The sequence below is a fragment of the Streptomyces sp. NBC_01515 genome (genome assembly GCF_045040345.1).
Lineage (GTDB): Bacteria > Actinomycetota > Actinomycetes > Streptomycetales > Streptomycetaceae > Streptomyces.
Map to the genome: position 1 here is coordinate 2,355,694 of NZ_CP109416.1, position 22,162 is coordinate 2,377,855.

The 22,162-nt window shown below is 72.1% G+C and carries 1 protein-coding gene; it reads right to left on the minus strand.

Going from position 1 to position 22,162, the window contains the following annotated elements:
* Window positions 1-13 precede the first annotated feature (13 nt).
* Window positions 14-21,973, minus strand: a complete 21,960-nt coding sequence (locus tag OG407_RS10395; RefSeq protein ID WP_405857134.1) for a non-ribosomal peptide synthase/polyketide synthase — start codon at window positions 21,971-21,973, stop codon at window positions 14-16.
* Window positions 21,974-22,162: the final 189 nt, after the last annotated feature.

Below are 22,162 nucleotides of genomic sequence, written 5' to 3' on the forward strand. Positions count from 1 at the left end.
GTTCAGGGCTTGTTCAGGGCCTGTCGAGTACGGCCGCTCGGCGTACGACCGCCTCCAGTGCCCGGAACCAGGTGCGGGCCAGGTCTTGTACCTGTTCCTCGGTGAGGAGTTCGGCGGCGTACGCCCAGTGGGCGCTCAACTCCGCTCCCTCGGGGCGGTCTTCGGTGATGGCGTTGAGGGTCAGGGTGTGGGACATCGGCTGGCCGGGGTCGGCGTCGAGGTCGGCTGCGTCGTCCTCGGGGGCGTAGGACCAGTCGGCTGCCGCCGGCCGGTCGAAGCGGCCCATGTAGTTGAACTCGATCTGCGGCTCGGCGAGTTGGGCGAGATGTGCGCCCGTCCCGGGGTTGAGGTGGCGCAGCAGGCCGTGTCCGATGCCGGCGGTGGGCAGCGCGGTGAGGTGTTCTCGGATGCGGGCCAGGGCCGTGTCCAGCGCCGGTCCGCCCGTGAAGGCGTCCGCCAAGTCCGCCAAGTCGGCCTCGCCGGGGTCGAGTCGTACGGGTACGACGCTGGTGAACCAGCCGACCGTACGGGACAGGTCGGCGTCGCCCGCGAGTTGCTCCTCGCGGCCGTGGCCCTCCACGTCCACCAGCACCGGGCCGCCCGACTGTTCGGCGCCCAGGGTGCGGGCGCGCCAGTCACCGACTGCCAGCGCGAAGGCGGTCAGCAGCACGTCGTTGACCGTGGCTCCGAACGCGGCCGGGGCCCGGCTCAGCAGCGGTCCGGTGACGTCGGCGGGCAGGGACAGGGAGACATAGCGGGTGGTGGCGACCGTGTCCCGGGCCGGGTCGAGCGGGCGGGCCAGCGGGAGTTCGGCGCCCTCGGCGAGGGCGGAGGTCCACCACGGCAGCTCGTCCTCGGTGGCCGGGTCGGTCGCGCGGGTTCCGAGGAGCCGGGACCAACGGCCGAACGACAGCTCCACGGGAGCGAGTTCGGGAGTACGACCGCCCCTGACCGCCGCCCAGGCGGTGGCGAGGTCGGGCAGCAGGACGCGCCAGGAGACGCCGTCGATCACCAAGTGATGAACGAGGATGAGGAGTCGGCCGGGCTGTCCGGGTCCGGCGTCGAACCAGACCGCCCGCACCATCGCCCCGGCGTCCGGGTCGAGCCCGGCCCGGGCCGTCTCGGCGTGGCGGGAGATGGCCGCGCGGAGTGCGTCGTCGTCCGCCCCGCGCACGTCGGCGCGGGTGAGCCAGGTGCTGACGTCGGTGTCCCGTGCGGCGGGTACCCGCAGCAACCACTCGGGCTCGCGGACGAGTTGGGCCCGCAGCATGTCGTGCCGGTCGGCGAGTGCCGTGAGCACGGTCAGCAGGCCGGGTTCGGTCAGGTCGGCCGGGGTCTGGACGAGGGCCGCCTGGTGGTAGGCGGCGATGGGGCCGCCGCGCTCCAGCAGGGCGCGCATGATCGGGGTGAGCGGGACGGTGCCGGTGCCGTCGTCGTGCACAGCGTCGCGTTCGTGGCTGCCGAGCGGGACGGCAACGGCCGCCAGGGCGGCGACAGTTCGGTGCTGGAAGACCTGCCGGGGCGTGACCCGCAGACCGCCCGCGCGGGCCCGGGCGACCAGTTGCATGGCGACGATGCTGTCGCCGCCGAAGGTGAAGAAGTCGTCGTCGGTGCCGACGGCCTCGGCGGGCAGTCCGAGGGCGTCCGCGAACAGGTCGCGGAGAGTGCGCTCGGTGTCGTTCTCGGGGGCACGGCCGCCGCCCTGGGCGGTGAAGTCCGGTGCGGGCAGGGCGGATCGGTCAAGTTTGCCGTTGGACAGCAGCGGCAGCCGGTCGAGGACGACCACGGCGGCCGGGACCATGTAGTCGGGCAGCGCGGAGGCGGCGTGGGCACGGAGTTCGGTCCCGTCCGCCTCGTCGGCGACCACGTAGGCGATCAACTGCCGGATGCCGGGCCGGTGTTCGCGGGCGACGACGACGGTCTGGGTGACGGCCGGGTGGGTGTCCAACGCGGCCTCGATCTCGGCGAGTTCGATGCGGTAGCCGCGGATCTTGACCTGGTCGTCGGTGCGTCCGGCGAACTCCAGCTGGCCGTCTTCGGTCCAGCGGGCCAGGTCGCCGGTGCGGTACATGCGCACGCCGGGCTTGGTGGCGTACGGGTCGGCGACGAAGCGTTCGGCGGTGAGTTCGGGCCGGCCGAGGTAACCACGGGCCAGACCCGGCCCCGACAGGTACAACTCCCCTGTGACGCCCGGCGGTACGGGGCGCAGGGCGGTGTCGAGGACGTAGGCGCGGGACTCGTGAACCGGGCGCCCGACGACCGGGGTCGCACTGTCGCGGACCCGGCCGACGAGCGCGTCGACGGTGGCCTCGGTGGGGCCGTACAGGTTGAACGCCTCGGTGTCCTGAAGCCCGGCCAGCCGGGCCCACAGCGACTCGGGTACGGCCTCGCCGCCGAAGCCGACCACGGAGAGCGGGCAGTCGCCCTCGTCGCCGATCAGGCCGCTGTCCGCCATCTGCGCGAGCAGCGAGGGGGTGACCTCGATGAAGTCGATGCCCCGGTCGCGGATGAACGCGGCGAGGAGTTCGGGGTCGCGCCGGGTCTCGTCGTCGGCGATGTGCAGCGCGTGTCCGTCAAGGAGCCACAACTGCGGTTGCCAGGAGGCGTCGAAGGAGAACGACCAGGCGTGCCCGACGCGCAGGCGCCGCAGTCCGGTGCGCCGCTTGGCGACCTCGTGCAGGTCGTGGCGGTGGCTGTGGAAAAGGTTGGCGATGCCTCGCTGGGTGACGACGACGCCCTTGGGTCGGCCGGTGGAGCCGGAGGTGTAGATGACGTAGGCGGGGTGGTCGGGGCCGGGCGCGACGGGTTCGGCCTCCGGCAGTCCGTCGGTCGGGGCGTCAAGTCGCAGGACGGGGACGGTGGTTGGGGGCAGCGTGGCGGCCGTCTCCGCCGTGGCCAGGATCAGCGTGGGGCGGGCGTCGTCGAGCATGCCGGTCAGGCGGGACTCGGGGAGGTCGGGGTCGAGGGGCAGATAGGCGGCGCCCGCCTTCATCACGGCGAGGATCGCGGCGATGTGGTCGGCGGTGCGGGGCAGCGCGAGGGCCACGATCCGCTCGGGTCCGACACCGTGTCCGGCGAGGACGCGGGCCAACTGGTCGGTGCGCGCGTCTAGTTCGGCGAACGTCCACGTCGTACGGCCGTCGGTGACCGCGACCGTACCGGGGTCGGCCGCGGCCTGCGCGACGAACAACGCCGGTACGGTGCCGAGCCGTTCGGTCTCCGGCGCGGGCAACGCGGTGTCGTTCCATGCCTCCACGACGGTGTGCCGCTCGGCGGAATCGAGGAGGTCGAGTCGGCCGACGGGACGTTCGGGTTCGGCCGCCATGCCGGTGAGCAGGGCGGTCAGGGCGTCCGTGATCCGCCGTACGACGGCCGGTTGGAAGAGGTCGGGCCTGAACTCGGCGGTGAGCCGCAGCCGTTCGGCGGGCTCGACCGCCCACGCGAACGGGTAGTGCGTGGAGTCCTCGTGATCGCGCACGGTGACGCGCGGCCCGTCGCCTCCCTCTTCGCCATCGGCGACCGGGTACGACTCGAACACCACGAGTGTGTCGAAGAGTTCGCCGATTCCGGCGGCCCGCTGGATGTCGGCGAGGCCGAGGTGCTGGTGGGCGATCAACCGGGACTGTTCGTCCTGGAGTCGTTCCAGCAGCGCGGCCGTGCTCTCCTCCGGGCGGACCCGCACCCGTACCGGAATGGTGTTGATGAACAGGCCGATCATCGACTCCGCGCCGGTGAGTTCGGGCGAACGGCCGGCGACGGTGGCGCCGAACACGACGTCGTCCCGACCGGTGAGCCGACCGAGCAGCACGCCCCAGGCAGCCTGGACAAGGGTGTTGACCGTGACGCCCTGCCGCCGCGCGAACGCCTCCAGCTCCGCCGTGCGGTCCGGGTCCAACTCCACGGTGTGGGTGGACGGTACGACGGCAGCACGGTCGGGGTCGACGGGCGCGAGGCGCGTCGGCTCGGCCAGTCCTCCGAGTGCCTCGGCCCATGCCGCGGTGGAGACGGCCGGGTCCTGGGCGGCCAACAGCCGCAGGTGCTCACGGTACGGAGCGGGCGCGGCCGGCGTACGGCCCTCGTAGCGCGCCCAGAGTTCGGCGGTGAGCAGCGGCAACGACCAGCCGTCCAGCAGGAGATGCTGATGCGAGAGCACGAGCCGGTACCGGTCCGGACCGAGCCGGGCCAGCAACAGCCTTAGCAGCGGCGGCTGTTCGGGATCGAAACGGCGCCGCTCCTGGACGAGCAGCCGCTCCCACTCCTCGGGGTCGTCGGCGAGGTCGAGCTGCCGCCAGGGCAGGACGGCAGTGCGCGGTACGACGGCCACGGGCCGCCCGGAGGAAAGGTGCCGGAAGCCGCTGCGCAGGTTCTCGTGCGCGTCGAGCAGGGACTGGGCCGCGGTGTGCAACCGGTCGGCGTCCAGGGGGCCTTCGAGGTCGTAGGAGACCTGGACGGTGTACACGTCCGGTCCGTCGTCGCCGGAGTCGAGGGCGGCGTGGAAGAGCAGGCCGGCCTGGAGCGGGGAGACGGGCAGGACTTCGGTTCCGGCGGGCAGGGTGGCCAGTTCGGCGCGCTCGTCGTCGGTGAGGTCGAGCAGGATGACGTCGTCGCGCTCGGCGGAGGCCGTGGTGGTGGCGGTCACGGTGGCGAGCCCCGCGGCCGACTTGTGGCGGAACACGTCGCGCGGGCTGAAGGTGAGCCCGGCCGCACGGGCGCGGGCGACCAGCTGCATGGCCACGATGCTGTCGCCGCCGAGCGAGAAGAAGTCGTCCTCGACACCGACGCGTTCGAGACCGAGCACGTCCGCGACGAGGGCGCAGAGGGTCTCCTCCAGCGGTGTGCGCGGGCGGGTGTCGGTGACCTCGGCGGCGAAGTCCGGGGCGGGCAGGGCGCGGCGGTCGAGCTTGCCGTTGGGGGTGAGCGGGAGGGCGTCGAGGGTGACGACCGCTGACGGGACCATGTGGTCGGGCAGCGACTGGGCGCTATGGGCGCGGAGTTCGGCGGAGTCCGCTGCGTCTCCGTCTGGGACCACGTACGCGACGAGGCGTTCGTCCCGCAGGACGACGGTGGCGTGCGCGACGCTCTCGTGGGCGGCCAACACGCTCTCGATCTCGCCGAGTTCGATACGGAAGCCGCGCAGCTTGACCTGGTCGTCGGCGCGGCCGAGGTACTCCAGTTCGCCGTCCCGGGTCCAGCGGGCCAGGTCGCCGGTGCGGTACATCCGGGCGCCGGGCTCGGTGGCGTACGGGTCGGCGACGAAGCGCTCGGCGGTCAGGGCGGACCGACCCAGGTAGCCGCGCGCCAACTGGACGCCCGCCAGGTACAGTTCGCCGGCCACACCGGGCGGTACGGGGCGGAGTCCGGCGTCGAGGACATAGGTGCGGGTGTTCCACACCGGGCGACCGATCGGCACGGTGCCCGGGTCGGCGGCAACCTCGTGAGCGGTGACGTCGACGGATGCCTCGGTCGGGCCGTAGAGGTTGTGCAGGCGGCTGCCCGGGAGGACCTGGTGGAAGCGGGCGGCCAGCGGGGCGGGCAACGCCTCGCCGCTGCACATGACTTGGAGCAGGTCGGTGCAGTCGGCGGCGGCGGGCTCGTCGAGGAAGGCGCGCAGCATCGACGGCACGAAGTGGGCCGTGGTGATGTGCTGACGCCGGATCAGTTCGGCGAGGTAGACCGGGTCCTGATGGCCTTCCGGGCGGGCCACGACGAGCGTGGCCCCGGTGATCAGCGGCCAGAAGAACTCCCACACCGACACATCGAACCCGGCCGGGGTCTTCTGCAGCACCCGGTCGTCGGCGTCGAGGCGGTACGTGTCCTGCATCCACAACAGGCGGTTGGTGATGCCCTGGTGGGGGACGGAGACGCCCTTGGGGCGGCCGGTGGAGCCGGAGGTGTAGATGACGTAGGCGGGGTGGCGAGGGTCCTGGGCGGTGGGCAGCGGCGCGTACGCCGGGCCGTCGGGGGCGCCGTCCGCGTCCACCGTGAGGGTGGGCACGTCGCTGTCCGGGAGGGTGAGGCTCTCTTTGGTGATCAGGCAGACCGGGCGGGCGTCGGTGAGTGTGTAGGCGAGCCGCTCGGCCGGGTAGCCGGTGTCGAGAGGCAGGTAGGCGGCGCCCGCGCGGTGGACAGCGAGGAGGGACACCACGAGGGCGAGAGAGCGGGGCAGGGCGACGGCGACGACGGCCTCGGCCCGCGCTCCGTGTGCGGCGAGGGTGTGCGCCAACTTCTCCACCCGCAGGTCGAGTTCGGCGTAGGTGAGGGCGGTGTCCTCGAAGACGACCGCCGTTGCCTCGGGGGTGCGGGCGACCTGGGCACGGAAGAGTTCCGGGAGGGTGAGGTCGGGGACGGTGCGTGCGGTGTCGTTCCAGTCGGTGAGGACGAGGGTGCGTTCGTCGTCGCGCAGGACATCGAGTGCGCCGACACGTCGGTCGGGGTCCGTGGCGACCTGAGCGAGCAGCAACTCAAGCCGCTGGGCGAGGAGTTCGGCGGTCGACTCGTCGAAGAGGTCGGCGCTGTACTCGATCCAGCACCGCATCCCGTCCTCACCCTGCTCGACGAAGTCGAAGCTGAGGTCGAACTTCGCGCCCTGCTGGCCGAGTTCCTCGCGGCGGGCGACAATGCCGGGCAGGGCGGGGGTGGCGCCCTCGTCGTCGAGGTGGACGACCATCACCTGGAACAGCGGGTGCCGGGCCAGTGAGCGGGGCGGGTTGACCGCCTCGACCAAGCGCTCGAAAGGCAGGTCCTGGTGTTCGTAAGCGGCAAGGTCGGTGTCCCGGACGCGGGCGAGCAGATCGGCGAACGTGGGATCACCGGACAGATCGGTGCGCAGGACAAGGGTGTTGACGAAGAAGCCGACCAAGTCTTCGAGGTGTTCGTCGCCCCGCCCTGAGATGGGCGCGCCGAGCGGGATGTCGTCCCCGGCGCCGAGCCGGTGGAGCAGTGCGGCGACGGCGGCCTGGACGACCATGAACATACTGACGCCGTGGCGGCGGGCCAGCGCACGCAGGTCGCCGGTCCGTTCGGCATCGAGCTTCAGGCCGACCGCGCCACCCCGGTGACTGCTCTCCAGTGGGCGGGGACGGTCGGTGGGCAGGGCGAGTTCGTCCGGCAGCCCCGCCAAAGTGTCCTGCCAGTAGGCGAGTTGGCGGGACTGTCGGCTGTCCGGGGCGTCGGGGTCGCCGAGGGCCTCGCGGTGCCAGAGGGCGTAGTCGGCGTACTGCACGGGCAGCGGGGCCCATGTGGGTGCGTGTCCATCACGGCGAGCGTCGTACGCGATGGCCAGGTCACGCCACAGCGGGCCGTCGGACCACTGGTCGCCGGCGATGTGGTGCAGCACCAGCAGCAGGACGTGCTCGCCCTCGCTCACCTCGAACACGTGTGCGCGCAGCGGGAGTTCACGGTCGATCTCGAAGCCGCGCGCGGCGGCCTCGGCGAGCCGGTCGGGCAGTTCGGTGTCCGTGACGTGGCTGTGGTGGAGAGGCACGGAGGCTTCGTCCAACACGACCTGGTGGGGGCGGCCGTCCCGTTCGGGGAAGACCGTGCGCAGGCTTTCGTGTCGTACGGCGAGGTCGTCCAGGGCTGCGGACAGTGCGTCCCGGTCGAGCGTGCCGGTGAGTCGCCAGGCGGCCGGGATGTTGTACGTGGCTCCCGGGCCCTCGATGCGGTGCAGCAGCCACAGTCGCTGTTGGGCGTAGGAGAGCGGGAGTTCGTCGGGCCGGTCTGCGGGGACGAGGGCGGGCAGTCCGCCGACCCGGTCGTCGAGGCGGGCCGCGAGGAGCGCGGGCGTGGAGGCCTCGAAGACGGTACGGACGGTGAGGTCGGCGCCAAGTACCGTGCGGACGCGGCTGACCAGGCGCATGGCGAGCAGGGAGTGGCCGCCGAGGGTGAAGAAGTCGTCGTCGGCGCCGACGCGTTCGAGACCGAGCACGTCACCGAAGAGTCCGGCGAGGATCTCCTCACGCGGACTGCGGGGCGAAGTGCGCGCGTCCGTACCGGTGTTGGTCGTGAAGTCGGGGGCGGGCAGGGCGGCGCGGTCGAGCTTGCCGTTGGGGGTCAGGGGCAGCGCGTCGAGGGTGACGAAGGCGGCGGGGACCATGTGGGCGGGGAGTGCGGTGGTCGTGTGGGCGCGCAGGACCGTCACGTCCACCGATCCGCTGCCGTCCCCGGCCGGGACCACGTACGCCACCAGGCGCTGCTCCCGGACCACGACGACGGCGTGGCCGACGGACGGGTGCGCGGTCAACGCGCCCTCGATCTCGCCGGGTTCGACGCGGAAGCCGCGTACCTTCACCTGGTCGTCGGAGCGGCCCAGGTACTCGATCGTGCCGTCGGCGTTCCAGCGGGCCAGGTCGCCGGTGCGGTACATGCGGGTGCCGGGCACGCCGTACGGGTCGGCGACGAACCGCTCGGCGGTCAGGCCGGGCCGGTCGAGGTAACCGCGAGCCAGTTGGACGCCCGCGAGGTACAACTCGCCCGGGACACCGGGCGGGACGGGGCGCAGGCCGGCGTCGAGGACGTAGGTGCGGGTGTTCCACACCGGGCGGCCGATCGGGACGTTCGTCGCGTCGGGGCCGATCTCCACCGCCGTGACGTCGACCGAGGCCTCGGTCGGGCCGTAGAGGTTGTGGAGTCCGGTGGTGGTCAGGGTGGTGTGGAAGCGGTGGGTGAGGGTGACGGGCAGGGCCTCACCGCTGCACATCACTCGGCGCAGGCCGGTGCAGTCGGCTGCGGCCGGTTCCTCCAGGAAGAGTTGGAGCATGGAGGGCACGAAGTGGACGGTGGTGACGTCCTGTTCGCGGATGAGGCGGGCCAAGTAGGCCGGGTCGCGGTGGCCTTCGGGGCGGGCGACCACCAGCGTGGCGCCGGTGATCAGCGGCCAGAAGAACTCCCACACCGACACGTCGAAGCTGGACGGCGTCTTCTGGAGCACCCGGTCGGCGGCCGTCAGACCGTACGCGTCCTGCATCCAGAGCAGCCGGTTGACGATGCCCTCGTGCGGGACGACGACGCCCTTGGGGCGACCGGTCGAACCCGAGGTGTAGATGACGTACGCGGGGCTCGACGGGTCGTAGGACGTGGGGAGTTGGCCCTCGGGGCCCGTCGGCAGGGTGTCGCGGATGACGTACACCGGGCGGGCGTCCTCGACCATCAGGGCGAGGCGCTCCTCCGGGTAGTCCGGGTCGAGCGGGAGGTAGGCGGCACCGGCTCGGTGTACGGCGAGGAGGGCGACGACGAGTTCGAGTGAGCGCGGGAGGGCTACGGCCACGGTCTGCTCGGGGCCTGCGCCGAGTGCGGTCAACACCCCGGCTGTGCGCTCCACTTGGGCGTCCAGCTCGGCGTATGTCAGCTCCTGCCCCTCGAAGACGAGGGCCGTGGCGTCGGGGGTGCGGGCGGCCTGGGCGCGGAAGAGTTCCGGGAGGGTGGTGGCCGGGACGGGGTGGTCGGTGGCGTTCCACTCCTCCAGGACGAGGGCACGTTCGGCGTCCGCCAGGAGGTCGAAGTCCCTTACCGCGCGGTCGGGCTCGGCCGCCGCGTGGTCCAGCAGGCGGGCCATGCGGGCGGCGATTCGTTCTGCGGTGCCGTGATCGAAGAGGTCGGTCGCGTACTCCAGGAGCAGGACCACCCGGTCACTGCCCGTCTCGTCGACGAAGGTGAAGTGCAGGTCGAACTTGGCCATGCCGGTGTCTATGTCGAACCACTCGGTCGCCAGGCCGAGCACGTCCGGATCGCCTTCGGGGCGGTGGTGGTAGCCGAGCATGACCTGGAAGAGCGGGTTGCGGCCGGCGACGCGGGGCGGGTTCAGGGCCTCGACGACCCGGTCGAAGGGCAAGTCCTGGTACTCGAAGGCGGCGAGGGACGACTCCCTTACCCGGCCGAGGAGTTCGCGGAAAGTCAGCTCGTCGCCGGACACATCGGTGCGCAGCACCAGCGTGTTGACGAAGAAGCCCACCAGGTCGGCGAGGGCCTCGTCGGTACGGCCCGCGATGGGGGCGCCGAGCGGGATGTCGTCGCCCGCGCCGAGCCGGTTCAGCAGGGCCGCGGTGGCCGCCTGGAACAGCATGAACATGCTGGTGCCGGTGGCGCCGGAGAGGTCACGCAGGGCGTGGCCGGTGGCGGTGGGGAGTTCCAGACGGACCTTGCCGCCGTGGCCGGTCGGTCCGGCGGGGCGCGGTCGGTCGGTGGGGAGGGCTAGTTCGTCGGGCAGGCCGCGCAAGGCGTCGGCCCAGTGGGCGAGTTGGGCCTCGCCGGTACGGGCGAGGAGGTCGTCCTGCCAGAGCGTGTAGTCGGCGTACTGCACGGGCAGCGGCGCCCATTCGGGCGCCCGTCCCTCGCGACGGGCCGCGTAGGCGGTGTCGAGGTCGGCGAGGAGGGGGCGGTCGGACCACTCGTCGGTGGTGATGTGGTGCAGGACCACGGCGACGACGTGCTCGTCCGCTCCGAGCCTGAACACCTCACAGCGCAACGGGAGTTCGGTAGTGAGGTCGAAGGGGCGGCGCTGGGCGGACTCGATCAGCGCGGGCAGCTCGTCCTCGGCGCAGTCGACGACTGTGGAGACGGGATGAGCGTCGGCGGCCGGGATGATCCGCTGGTACGGCTCGCCCTCGTGGGTCGGGAAGACGGTCCGCAAGGCCTCGTGGCGGCCGGCGACATCCCGCAGGGCGGCAGACAGTGCCTCGGTGTCGAGGGCGCCGCGCAACCGGAAGACCAACGGGAAGTTGTACGCGACGCCGCTGCCGGTGATCTCCTCGACGAGCAACAGCCGTCGCTGGGCGGCCGACAGCGGAATGCGGGCGGGTCGTTCGGCGACCGGGGTCACTGCCGGGCGGGCCGGGCTCGCCTGGTCGGCGCGGCCCGCGAGCAGGGCCGGGGTGGGGGCCTCGAAGAGGTCTCGGATGGCGAGTTCGGCGCCGAGTTCGGTGCGGGCGCGGCTGACCAGGCGGGTGGCGAGGAGTGAATGGCCGCCCAGGTCGAAGAAGTTGTCCTCGGCGCCGACCTCGGGCAGGCCCAGCACCTCGGCGAACAGGCGGCAGAGCACCTCTTCCTGCGGGGTGCGCGGGCCGCGTCCGCCGCCGAGGGCGACGGCGGGTTCGGCGTCGGGCAGGGCGCGGACGTCGAGCTTGCCGTTGGCGTTCATAGGCAGGCCGTCGACGGTGACGAAGGCCGACGGGACCATGTAGTCGGGCAGTTCACGGCCCAGGTCGTCCCGCAGCCGCCGTACCAGCGCGCTCGCCTCGCGGGCAGCGGTGGGGTCGTTGGCGTAGGGGTGCGTACCGCCGCCGGGCCTGAACAGGCCGCCGGTCAGGCGTAGTTCGGCGGACTTCAGGAAGACGGCGTCGTAGGTCCCTGTCTCCCCCGACCAGGTCGTCAGCACCTGGTATCCGGCCGCCGTGCCGAGTTCGTGCAGGTGCTCGGGGTCGACGCCCGACTCGGTCGTACGGCCGTCGGGGATGCCGGTGAAGCGGAGCGCCTCGGGCCGTTCGCCGCGCGGGCGTTCGGACGTGGCTCCGGTCGCGGACCAACCGCCGCGCAGGAGTTCACCGATCGCCTCGGCCGACGACCAGTCGCCGCGCAGGAGTTCACCGATGGTGTTGCCGGTGGCCCAGTCGACGGACGGGATGCTGTCCAGGCGTACGTCCGGCTCGTCGGCGTAGAGGACGACGTCGTAGCGGTGGCGGGACAGTTCGTTGTGGTGGTGGGCGCGCTTGGTGCGCAGGTCGACGCCGTAGCCGAGGGTGGTGAAGTAGTCGGGGTCCACGAGGAGTTCCTTCTCCAGGCGCAGGCCTCGTTCCACCGCTCGCTCCAGGTCTTCCTCGGTGGTGCCCCGGGTGCGCTGGATCTCGGTGTGGAAGGTGCCGGCGAGCCGCAGGTTGCGGACGTCGCCGACGAACAGGGCGCCGCCGGGCGCGAGCAGTTCCATGGCGCCGTGCAGCACGGCGGTCAGGTGGTCGATGCTCGGGAAGTACTGGATGACGGAGTTGATGACGATCGTGTCGAAATAGGCGAACGGCAGACCGCTCAGGTCCTCGGCCGGGCGGCAGCGGAGTTCGACCTTGGAAGCGAGGGCGGGGTCGCGCCGTACTTCCTCGCCGATCTTGCGAATGACGGGCGCGGCGAAGTCAGTTGCCCAGTACGCCTCCGCGTCGGGGGCGAGCCGGGACAGCAACAGGCCTGATCCGACGCCGATTTCGAGGATGCGGCGGGGCTTGAGGGCGCCGATGCGGGCGAGGGTGGCCTCGCGCCATTCGTGCATCTCCTCGAAGGGGATGGGCTGTCCGTCGTAGGAGCTGTCCCAGCCGTCGTACTGCTCGGTGAAGACGGCGGTGCCGATCTCCTCGTACTCGTCGGAGTAGATCTCCTGCCACTCCCCGACCTGCGCGGCCTCGGCGGCGGTGCGTTCGGCGGAGTCGGCGCCGGAGGGGACGACGTAGCCGACGAGGCGTTCGTCGCGGACGACGACGGCGGCCTGGGCGACCAACGGGTGGCGGCTGAGGGCGGTTTCGATCTCGCCGGGTTCGATGCGGTAGCCGCGGATCTTGACCTGGTCGTCGGTGCGGCCGAGGAAGTCGAGGTTGCCGTCGGGGTTGCGGCGGACCAGGTCGCCGGTGCGGTACATGCGTTCGCCGGGTTCGCCGAACGGGTCGGCGACGAAGCGCTCGGCGGACAGCGCGGGGCGGTCCAAGTAGCCGCGGGCCAGGCCGATTCCGGCGATGTACAGCTCGCCGGGGACACCGTCCGGCACCGGGCGCAGCCAGGCGTCGAGGATGTGGGCGCGGGTGCCGCGGATGGGCTTGCCGACGGTCGGGGTGTCGCTGTCGAGGGTGCCGCCGCCGAGGGTGTTGATGGTGTACTCGGTCGGCCCGTACAGGTTGTAGCCGTACGTGCCCTCGGTGTCGCGCAGCGCGGTCCACACCGTCTCGGGGACGGCCTCGCCGCCGAGCAGGACGAGCGGCGGGACGTGGCCCTCCAACAGGCCCTGCTCGATGAGGAGTCGGGCGTAGGTGGGGGTGACGTTGACGACGTCGACGCGGTGCCGTTCGCAGTAGGCGACCAGTGCTTCGGCGTCACGCCTCAACTCCTCGTCACAGACGTGCACTTCGTGCCCCTCAACGAGCCACAGCAGCTCTTCCCACGACATGTCGAAGGCGAAGGACACGGTGTGCGCGATGCGCAGCCGCCGCCCGCCGGCCGAGGCGATGGCGGGCTCGAAGATCTCCTTCTGGTGGTTCAACTGCATGTTCGTCAGGCCCCGGTAGGGGGTGACGACACCCTTGGGGCGGCCGGTGGAGCCGGAGGTGTAGATGACGTACGCGGGGTGTTCGAGGCTGAAGCGGAGGCGGACGGGAGCGCCCGACTGGCCCGCCAACTCCCCCTTGATCTCAAGGGTGTCGAGCAGCACGCGGGTCATCTCACCGTCCAGCGTGGCCGATACGGCCGTGGTGCTGAGCAGCAGAAGCGGGCGGGCGTCGGCCAGCATCAGGGAGAGACGGTCGGCCGGGTGGTCCAACTCCAGGGGGAGGTAGGCCGATCCGGTGCGCAGGACCGCGAAGAGGGCGACCACCATGTCGAGGGAGCGCGGCAGGGCGAGGGCGACAACCTGCTCGGGGCCTGCGCCCCGGTCGATCAGGAGCCGCGCCAACCGGTTTACGGCTGCGTCGAGTTCGGCGTACGTCATGCTGCGCTCGCCGAAGACGAGGGCCCGTTCGTCCGGGGTGCGTTCCGCCTGCGCGGCCAGCAGGTCGGCGATGGTGTCCTCGGGGTCGGGGACACGACTGGCCGCCGACTCCCGCCGTAGCGCCGCGTGTTCGGCGGGCAGGAGCGGGTCGAGGGAGCCGACCGGTGCCGTGAGGTCGGCGGTGAGGCGGTCGACGAGCAGAGCGAAGCGGTCAACGAGGGCCTGGGCCGCGCCGGTTGGGACGAGGTCGGGGCGGTGGGTGAGGGTGACGGCGATCTCGCGGCCCGGGGTGATGACGAGGTTGGCCGGGTAGTGGGTGGCGTCGACGTTGGCGACGGCCGTGGCGCCGTGCCGGGTCTTCAGGTCCGCCAACCGCTCCTCGGTGTCGTTGTTGCGCAGCACGAACAGCGTGTCGAAGAGCTTGCGGTGCCCGGTCTCGGCCTGGAGCACGCCGAGGCTCAAGTGCTCGTACGGCATGAGGTCGAGGCGTTCGCCCTGGATACGGCGGAGCAGGTCGAGGACCGGTTCGGCGGGGTCGAGGGCGATGCGGGTCGGGACGGTGTTGAGGAACAGGCCGATGATGTTGCCGACGTCCGGGACCTCGCTGGGGCGGCCGGCGACGGTCGTACCGAACACGACGTCGGCGCGGCCGGTCGCGGAGGCGAGGGTGAGTCCCCAGGCCGCGTTGAGGATCGTGTTGAGGGTCAGGCCATGGATCGGGGCCAACTCGCGGAGCCGGTCGCCGAGTTCGGCGGGCAGGCGTACGTCGAGCTGGTCCGGGATGACCGGTTCGAGACCGTCGGTCGCGGTGGGCGCGAGCAGCGTCGGCTCGTCGAGACCGGCGAGCGCGGCGCGCCAGGCGGCCGTGGCGACCGAGTCGTCCTGCTCCTCCAGCCAGGTCAGGTAGTCGCGGTAACTGCCGGGTGCGGGCAGGGCGTTGGCGTCGCCGCCCGTCTCGTAGAGGGCGAACAGCTCGTCGAGGAACAGCCAGGCCGACCAGCCGTCCCAGAGGATCAGGTGACGGCCGATGACGAGGCGGTCGCCGCGTTCCGCGCCGAGGCGGAGCAGGAGGAGGCGGAAGAGCGGGGGTGCGGAGAGGTCGAAGCGGCGGTTGCGCTCGGCGTCCGTCAACTCCCGCAGGAGTACGTCCTGTTCGGCGGCGGAGAGGAGGGAGAGGTCGACCTCTTCGAGGGGGATCTCCGGGTCCTCGACGATGAACTGCACCGGCTGGTCCAGGCCGTCGCTGGTGAAGCCCGCCCGCAGGCCCGGGTTTCGGTCGAGGAGCGTGCGGACGGCGGCGCGCAGACGAATGGTGTCGAGGCGGGTCGCGAAGTCGAAGGTCTCGTGGACGGTGTAGACGTCCAACGCGCCCTCGTCGTACGCCGAGTGGAAGAACAGGCCCTCCTGGAGCGGGGCCAGCGGCCATACGTCGGCGACCTCCGCCGGGGCGGCGACGGCGCGGACGCGGGCGTGTTCGGCCTCGGTGAGGGTGAAGGCCTCAACTCGGCCGCTCGGGGCAGCTGTTGCGGTACCGGCCGACCTCGCGAGAGCGGCCGGGGTGCGGTGCGTGAACACGTCGCGCGGGCTGAGGTCCAGGCCGGCCGCGCGGGCGCGGCTGGCGACGCCGATGGAGCTGATGCTGTCGCCGCCGAGACGGAAGAAGTCGTCGTCCGGTCCCGCGTCCTCGATGCCGAGGACGGCCGCGAAGATCTCGGTGAGCTGCTGCTCCAACGGCCCTTCGGGCAGGCGCCGTTCGGCACGCTCGGCCTCGGGGGCGGGCAGCGCGGCCTGGTCCAACTTGCCGCTGGGGGTGAGCGGGAGGTCGTCGAGGACGACGTACGCCTCCGGGACCAGGGGGGCGGGCAGCGCGTCGGCGAGGGCGGCGCGCAGGGCGGCGGGGTCGAGCGTGCCTCCGGATGACGGCACCGCGTAGGCGACGAGCCGCTGGTCGCGGATGACGACGGCGCCCCTCGCCACGCCCTGCACTCGCGTCAACTCGGCCTCGATCTCGCCGAGTTCGACTCGGTTGCCACGGAGCTTGACCTGGCGGTCGGTACGGCCGAGGTAGTCGATCGTGCCGTCGGGGCGGCGGCGTACCAGGTCGCCGGTGCGGTACATGCGGGTGCCGGGTTCGGTGGCGTACGGGTCGGCGACGAAGCGGTCGGCGGTGAGCGCGGGACGCCTGTGGTAGCCGCGGGCCAGCTGGACGCCGGTCAGGTACAGCTCGCCGGGTACGCCGTCGGGGACCGGGCGCAGGCATGAATCGAGCACGCGCAGGCCGGTGTTCCACACGGGTCGGCCGATGGGCACGGTGGTGTCGGACGAGCCGTCGTAGGCGTGGTAGGTCACGTCGACGGCGGCCTCGGTGGGGCCGTAGAGGTTGTGCAGCGGGACGCCGGTCAGTTCGTGCCAGCGGTGGGCGGCGGACCCGGACAGGGCCTCGCCGCTGCTGAACACGCGGCGCAGGCTGCCCGCCCACGCCGGGTCGGCGGTGACCTCGTCGGAGGCGAGGAACGCGTCCAGCATCGACGGCACGAAGTGCATCGTCGTGACGCCCTCGGACCTGATCAGGCGGGACAGATAGGCGGGGTCGCGGTGTCCGTCGGGGGCGGCGAGGACGACTGCGGCGCCCTCGCGCAGCGCCCAGAAGAACTCCCACACGCTCACGTCGAAACTGGACGGCGTCTTCTGCAACACCCGGTCATCGGCGGCGAGTTCGTACTGGCCCTGCATCCAGGCCAGCCGGTTGACGATGGCGCGGTGGGTGACGACGACGCCCTTGGGGCGGCCGGTGGAACCGGAGGTGTAGATCAGGTAGGCGGGGTCGTCGGGGCGGGCGGGGTCGGGAGTTCCGCCGAACAGAGCCTCGTCGCCCTCCGCGTCCACGCGCAGCACGTCCAGGCCCTCGATCAACGGCAGCCGGTGCGCGTCCTGTTCGGTCGTGACGACCGTCGTCGCCCCCGAGTCGGCCAGCATGTACGCGAGCCGCTCGGCCGGATAGTCCAGGTCGAGAGGCAGATACGCGGCCCCCGACTTCAGGACACCCAGCAGCGCCACCATCAGCTCCGCCGAGCGGGGTACGGCGACGGCGACGAACCGCTCCCGGCCGGCGCCCCTGGCCCGCAGCCGTGCGGCCAACTCCTCTGCTCGCCCGTCCAGTTGGGCGTAGGTGAGCGTGGTCGTACCGTCGTAGACAACAGCCGTCGCGTCCGGAGTGCGCATGACCTGCTCGGCGAACGCGGCGGCGAGCGTGGTGGCCGGAACCGGCCGCGTCTCCCCCGCCGGGTGGGCGTCCTCCAGCTCCTCCGGCGTCAGCAGGTCGAGGTCGGCGACGCGGGCGCCGGGGTCGTCCGCCAGCGCGTGCAGGATGAGGGTGAGCCGGTCGGCGAGGGACTGTACGGCGTCGGCGTCGAGACGGCGGGCATGGTGCTTGAGGCGCAGGTCGAGGCGGCGGCCGGGCTTGACGATGAGGGCCAGGGGGTAGTGCACGGCGTCGTGGAAGGCGTGTCCGGCGACGGCGATCGTGCCGGTGGGGTCGGTGATGCCCGGGGCGCCCTCGCCGCCGGGGTAGTTCTCGAACACCACGAGGGTGTCGAAGAGTTCACCGTCGCCTGCGTGCCCGGTGGCGCGCTGGATGTCGGCGAGGCCGAGGTGCTGGTGGTCGAGGAGCGCGCTCTGCTCGTCCTGGAGCCGGTCGAGCAGCCCGCCCAGGGTGTCCCCCGGAGCCCAACGCAGCCGGGTGGGCAGGGTGTTGATGAACAGGCCGATCATCGACTCGATGCCGTCGACGGCAGCGTCACGTCCGGCGACCGTGGTGCCGAACAGCACGTCCTCGCGGCCCGTCATACGGCCGACGAGCAGACCCCAGGCACCCTGGACGAGCGTGCCGAGGGTGACCCCGCGTTCGCGGGCACGGGCCGCGAGCCGGGAGGTGACCCGCTCGCTCAACTCGACACGGATCTGGGCGGGTTCGACGGGTCCGGCGGGCGCGGGGGTCTCGACGAGTCGGGTGGGTTCCTCCACCCCTGCGAGCGCGGCGCTCCAAGCGGCTCGGGCCGCCTCACGGTCGGCGCCGGCGATGCGGCGGAGGTAGCCGCGGTAGGGGGCGACTTCGGGGAGAGGGGTCGGGTTCTCGCCGTACAGGGCGAGGAGTTCGCGGTGCAGGACCGGCAAGGACCAGCCGTCCGCGACGATGTGATGGAACGTCAGGACCAGGCGGCTGCGGTCCTCGCCGAAGCGGATGAGGGCGCAGCGGATCAGCGGCGGGCGGGCGAGGTCGAGGCGGTGGGCGCGTTCGTCGGCGGCGACGGCCTCGGCGAGGGTGCGGCGGACGGTGGTGTCGTCCTGTGCGCCCAAGTCGACCTCGCGCCAGGGCAGTTCGAGGCCGGAGGCGATGAGCTGGACCGGGCGGCCGTCGGGGGTCTGGCGGAAGCAGGCGCGCAGCGGGGCGTGCCGGTCGACGAGTCGTTGGGCGGCCTCGCGCAGCAGGGTGCCGTCGACCGGTCCGGACAGCTCGATGACCTGCTGGACGACATACGCGTCGAGTTCGGCGCCGTCCACCAGCGCGTGGAAGAAGAAGCCCTCCTGGAGCGGGCCGAGGGGCAGTACCTCCTCGACGGCGACGGGGAACTCGCCCTGGACGGAGGCGAGTTCTTCAGCGCTCAGCGTCTGCCACGGGGTCTCTTCGACGAGGTCGGCGGTACCGGTCCGCGCGACCGTGGCGAGTTCGGCGACCGTGCGGTGCCGGAAGACGTCTCGCGGGGTGAGTTCCAGGCCTGCCCGGCGGGCGAGGATGAGGAGTTGGACGGCGACGATGCTGTCGCCGCCGAGCGCGAAGAAGTCGTCGTCGACGCCGACCGAGGGCACCTTGAGCGCCCGTGCGTACAGGTCGCACAGCAACTGCTCGCGGGCCGTCCCGGGCGCCCGGCCCGCGCTCAGCAGGCGGGTGAGGTCCGGGACGGGCAGCGCGGCGGCGTCGAGCTTGCCGCTCGGGGTGACGGGCAGCCGGTCCAGCGGCACGAACGCGGCCGGGACCATGTAGTCGGGCAGGTACTCGGTGGCGTGTGTCCGCAGGGTCGACATGAGGGCGTTGACGTTGCGGAAGGGCGCGGGGCGGTTGGTGAGCGGGTGACCGCCGCCGGGACGGTAGTCGACCATGCCGACGTCGGCTCCGGCAGGGACGAACACGGCGTCCAGGCTGCCGTCCTCCGCACCCCCGTTCCAGGTGAGCGCCACCTCGTAACCGTGCCGCGCGGCGACCTCGTACAGGGCCTCCGGTTCGACACCGTACGACCCGGCGGCCGGCCTGCTGCTGTCGTCGAGGGCGTCGAGCGCGGCGAGGTCGTCGGCGAGACGGGAGTTGGGGATACCCGTGATCCGCAACCGGTCCGGGCTTCGGCTCCCGGCGAGCAGCTCGTCCAGCGCCTGCACCGAACCGAGCGCGGGCCAGGGCGACTCGGGGATCTCCTCGGAGGCATCCAGCTGCGGTCGCAGGACAACGTCGTAGCGGTAGCGGGTGAGTTCGTTGTGGTGGGTGCCGCGCTTGACGCGGATGTCGGCGCTGAGGCCGTCGAGGCTCGTGAAGTAGTCGGGGTCTACGAGGAGTTCGCCCTCCCAGGCGACGGCTCGGTCCACGGCGGCGCGCAGGGCTTCCTTGTCGTCGTGCGCCTGCTCGTCCCGTACCCGTCCGCTCTCGACGGCCGCGCTCAGGGTGCGGAGCAGACGCAGGTTGCGTACGTCGCCGACGAACACCGCGCCGCCGGGTGCGAGAAGGGCGGCCGCGGCACGGAGTACGCCCGTGAGGTAGTCCCCACCGGGGAAGTACTGGATGACGGAGTTCACGACGATCGTGTCGAAGTGGCCCTCGGGCAGATCTGCGAGGTCGTGCGCGGGGCGGGCCAACAGGGTGACGCGGTCGGCGAGTTCGGGGACGGCGGACACCTGGGCGTCCAGGGCGCGTACGGCCTCCTCGGAGAGGTCGGTGCCCCAGTACTCCGTGCAGTCCGGGGCGAGCCGGGACAGCAACAGGCCGCTGCCGACGCCGATTTCCAGGATGCGGCGGGGTCGTAGCGCGCGGATGCGGTCGAGGGTGGCCTCGCGCCACTCGCGCATGTCGGCGAGGGGGATGGGCAGGCCGTCGTACATGCTGTTCCAGCCGGCGAAGTTCTCCTCGAAGCCGTCCGATCCGGCTGCGGAGTAGAGGAGTTCGTGCAGGTCCTTCCACTCGGCCACCCCCTCGTCGGGGCTCGGTTCGGCGTCCAGCGAGGGCACGACGTAGGCGGCGAGGCGGCGTTCGCCGGGGCGGTCCTCGCGGACGACGACGGCGGCCTGGTCGACGAACGGGTGGGAGCGCAGGACGGACTCGATCTCGCCGGGTTCGATACGGAAGCCGCGGATCTTGACCTGGGTGTCGACGCGGCCGTGGAACTCCAGGCGGCCGTCCGCCTTCCAGCGGACCAAGTCGCCGGTGCGGTAGAGGCGTTCGCCGGGTGCGGCGGTCATGTCGGCGGGGGCGGCGACGAAGCGTTCGGCGGTGAGGGCGGGGCGGCCGAGGTAGCCGCGGGCCAGGCCGGCGCCGCCGAGGTAGAGCTCTCCCGTGACACCGGCGGGGACCGGGCGCAGCCGGTCGTCGAGGACGTAGGCGCGGGTGCCGGGGTCGGGGATGCCGATGGGCACGATGGTGCCGGCCGGGGTGTCCGGGTCGCACAGGCCGAGCGTGGAGTTGGTGGTGGCCTCGGTCGGGCCGTAGGCGTTGAACATCATCCGGCCGCGCGCGTAACGGCCGACCAGTTCGGGCGAGACGCGTTCCGTTCCCGCCAAGAGGGTTGCCTCGGGCGGGAGTTGGACGTCCTCGGGCATGGCGGCGAGCAGGGCCGGGGGCAGGATCATGAAGGTGATGCCGTGCTCGTCGGCGTAGTCCGCGAGGGGGGCGCCGGGGACGCGGCGGTCGGCGGGGACGACGACCAGGCGGCCGCCGGAGAGCAGGCCGAGGCACAGGTCCCAGAACGCGACGTCGAAGCTGGGCGAGGCGAACTGGAGGACCCGGCTGTGCGGGCCGATACCGAAGCGTTCCTGCTGGGTGGCGACGAGTTTCGCGACGCCCGCGTGGGAGAGGACCGTGCCCTTGGGGCGGCCCGTGGAGCCGGAGGTGTAGATGACGTAGGCCGCGTGCGCGGTCGTCAACTCGTCTGCGGTGGAGGGGCCTTGGGCCGGGTGCGCGGCCAGTTCGGCGACCGTCTCCGGGGCGTCGAGGACCAGCGGGTCGAGGTCCGGCGGGAGGTCGGGGGCGATCTCGGCGGTGGTGACGAGGCAGACCGGGCGGGCGTCGGCGAGCATGTAGGCGATGCGGTCGGCCGGGTAGTCGGTGTCGACCGGCAGATAGGCGGCGCCCGACTTCAGGACGGCGACCTCGGCGACGATCATGTCCGCCGAGCGCGGTACGGCGAGCGCCACGACCTGCTCGGGACCGGCCCCCCGGGCCACCAACGCGTGCGCCAACTTGGCGGCGCGGGCGTCGAGTTCGGCGTAGGTGAGGCGGACGTCCTCGTGGATGAGGGCGATCTCGTGCGGGCGGGCGGCGACCTGGTCGGCGAACATGCGGGGCCAGGTGAGCGCGGGAACGTCGTGCTCGGTGTCGTTCCAGCCGCGCAGGATGCGGTGCCGTTCGTCCGCGCCCAGGAGGTCGAGGTCGGCGACCGGGGTGTCCGGGCGGGCTACGGCGTCGGCGAGGAGCGTGCCGTAGTGGCCGAGGACCAGGTCGATGGTGGCGGGTGCGAAGAGGTCGGTGCGGTAGTCGGCAGCCACCTCCCCTTCGGCCACGGTCAGGGCGAGGTCCAGTGGGGCGTTCTCGTCCCAGGGGCTGGGCCCGAAGCCCGTGGCGCACAACAGGCCGCCGCCGCGGAAGGGTTCGGGGGCGAGGAGCTGTAGCAGATCGGTGGTCGGGAGGTGGTGGGCGGCGGCCTCCGCGCGTACGGCCTCGATCTGGTCGCGGAGTTGGGAGAACGGGGTGTCGCCGTCGATGGTGACGCGCAGCGGGAGGCCGTCATGGGCCACTGCCGTCTCGGTGGCCGTCGTACCGCCGTAGCGGTGCAACAGGGCGACGAAAGCCGTGAGTTGGGTGGCCTCATCGGCTGTCACGGCGAGGACCGCCGCGCGTCGCGCGCGGGAGAGCGCACCCTCCGCGCGTGGCGGACGGGGGTGGTCCAGCGGCAGGGACGTCTCCGGTACCGGTGACGCGAACCGCCGTCGCCAGAAGTCGTTCGTCGCCGTTACCTGTGCCGAAGAAAGCGTGTTGCCCGCCACAGCTGCCCGTGCCTCCCGATGCGTGTGGAACGGCTCAGCGGAGCCGCGACCGCTCGCATAGTAAGGTAAGCATTGCCTTACTTGATAGACCTACCCCGGAACCACAGGTCCACGTCACAGCCGCTGAGGTTATGCTCACCTAAGCTGCTGGAGGGGCCGTCCGGTGGTCCGCCAACAGGGCTCCAGGGC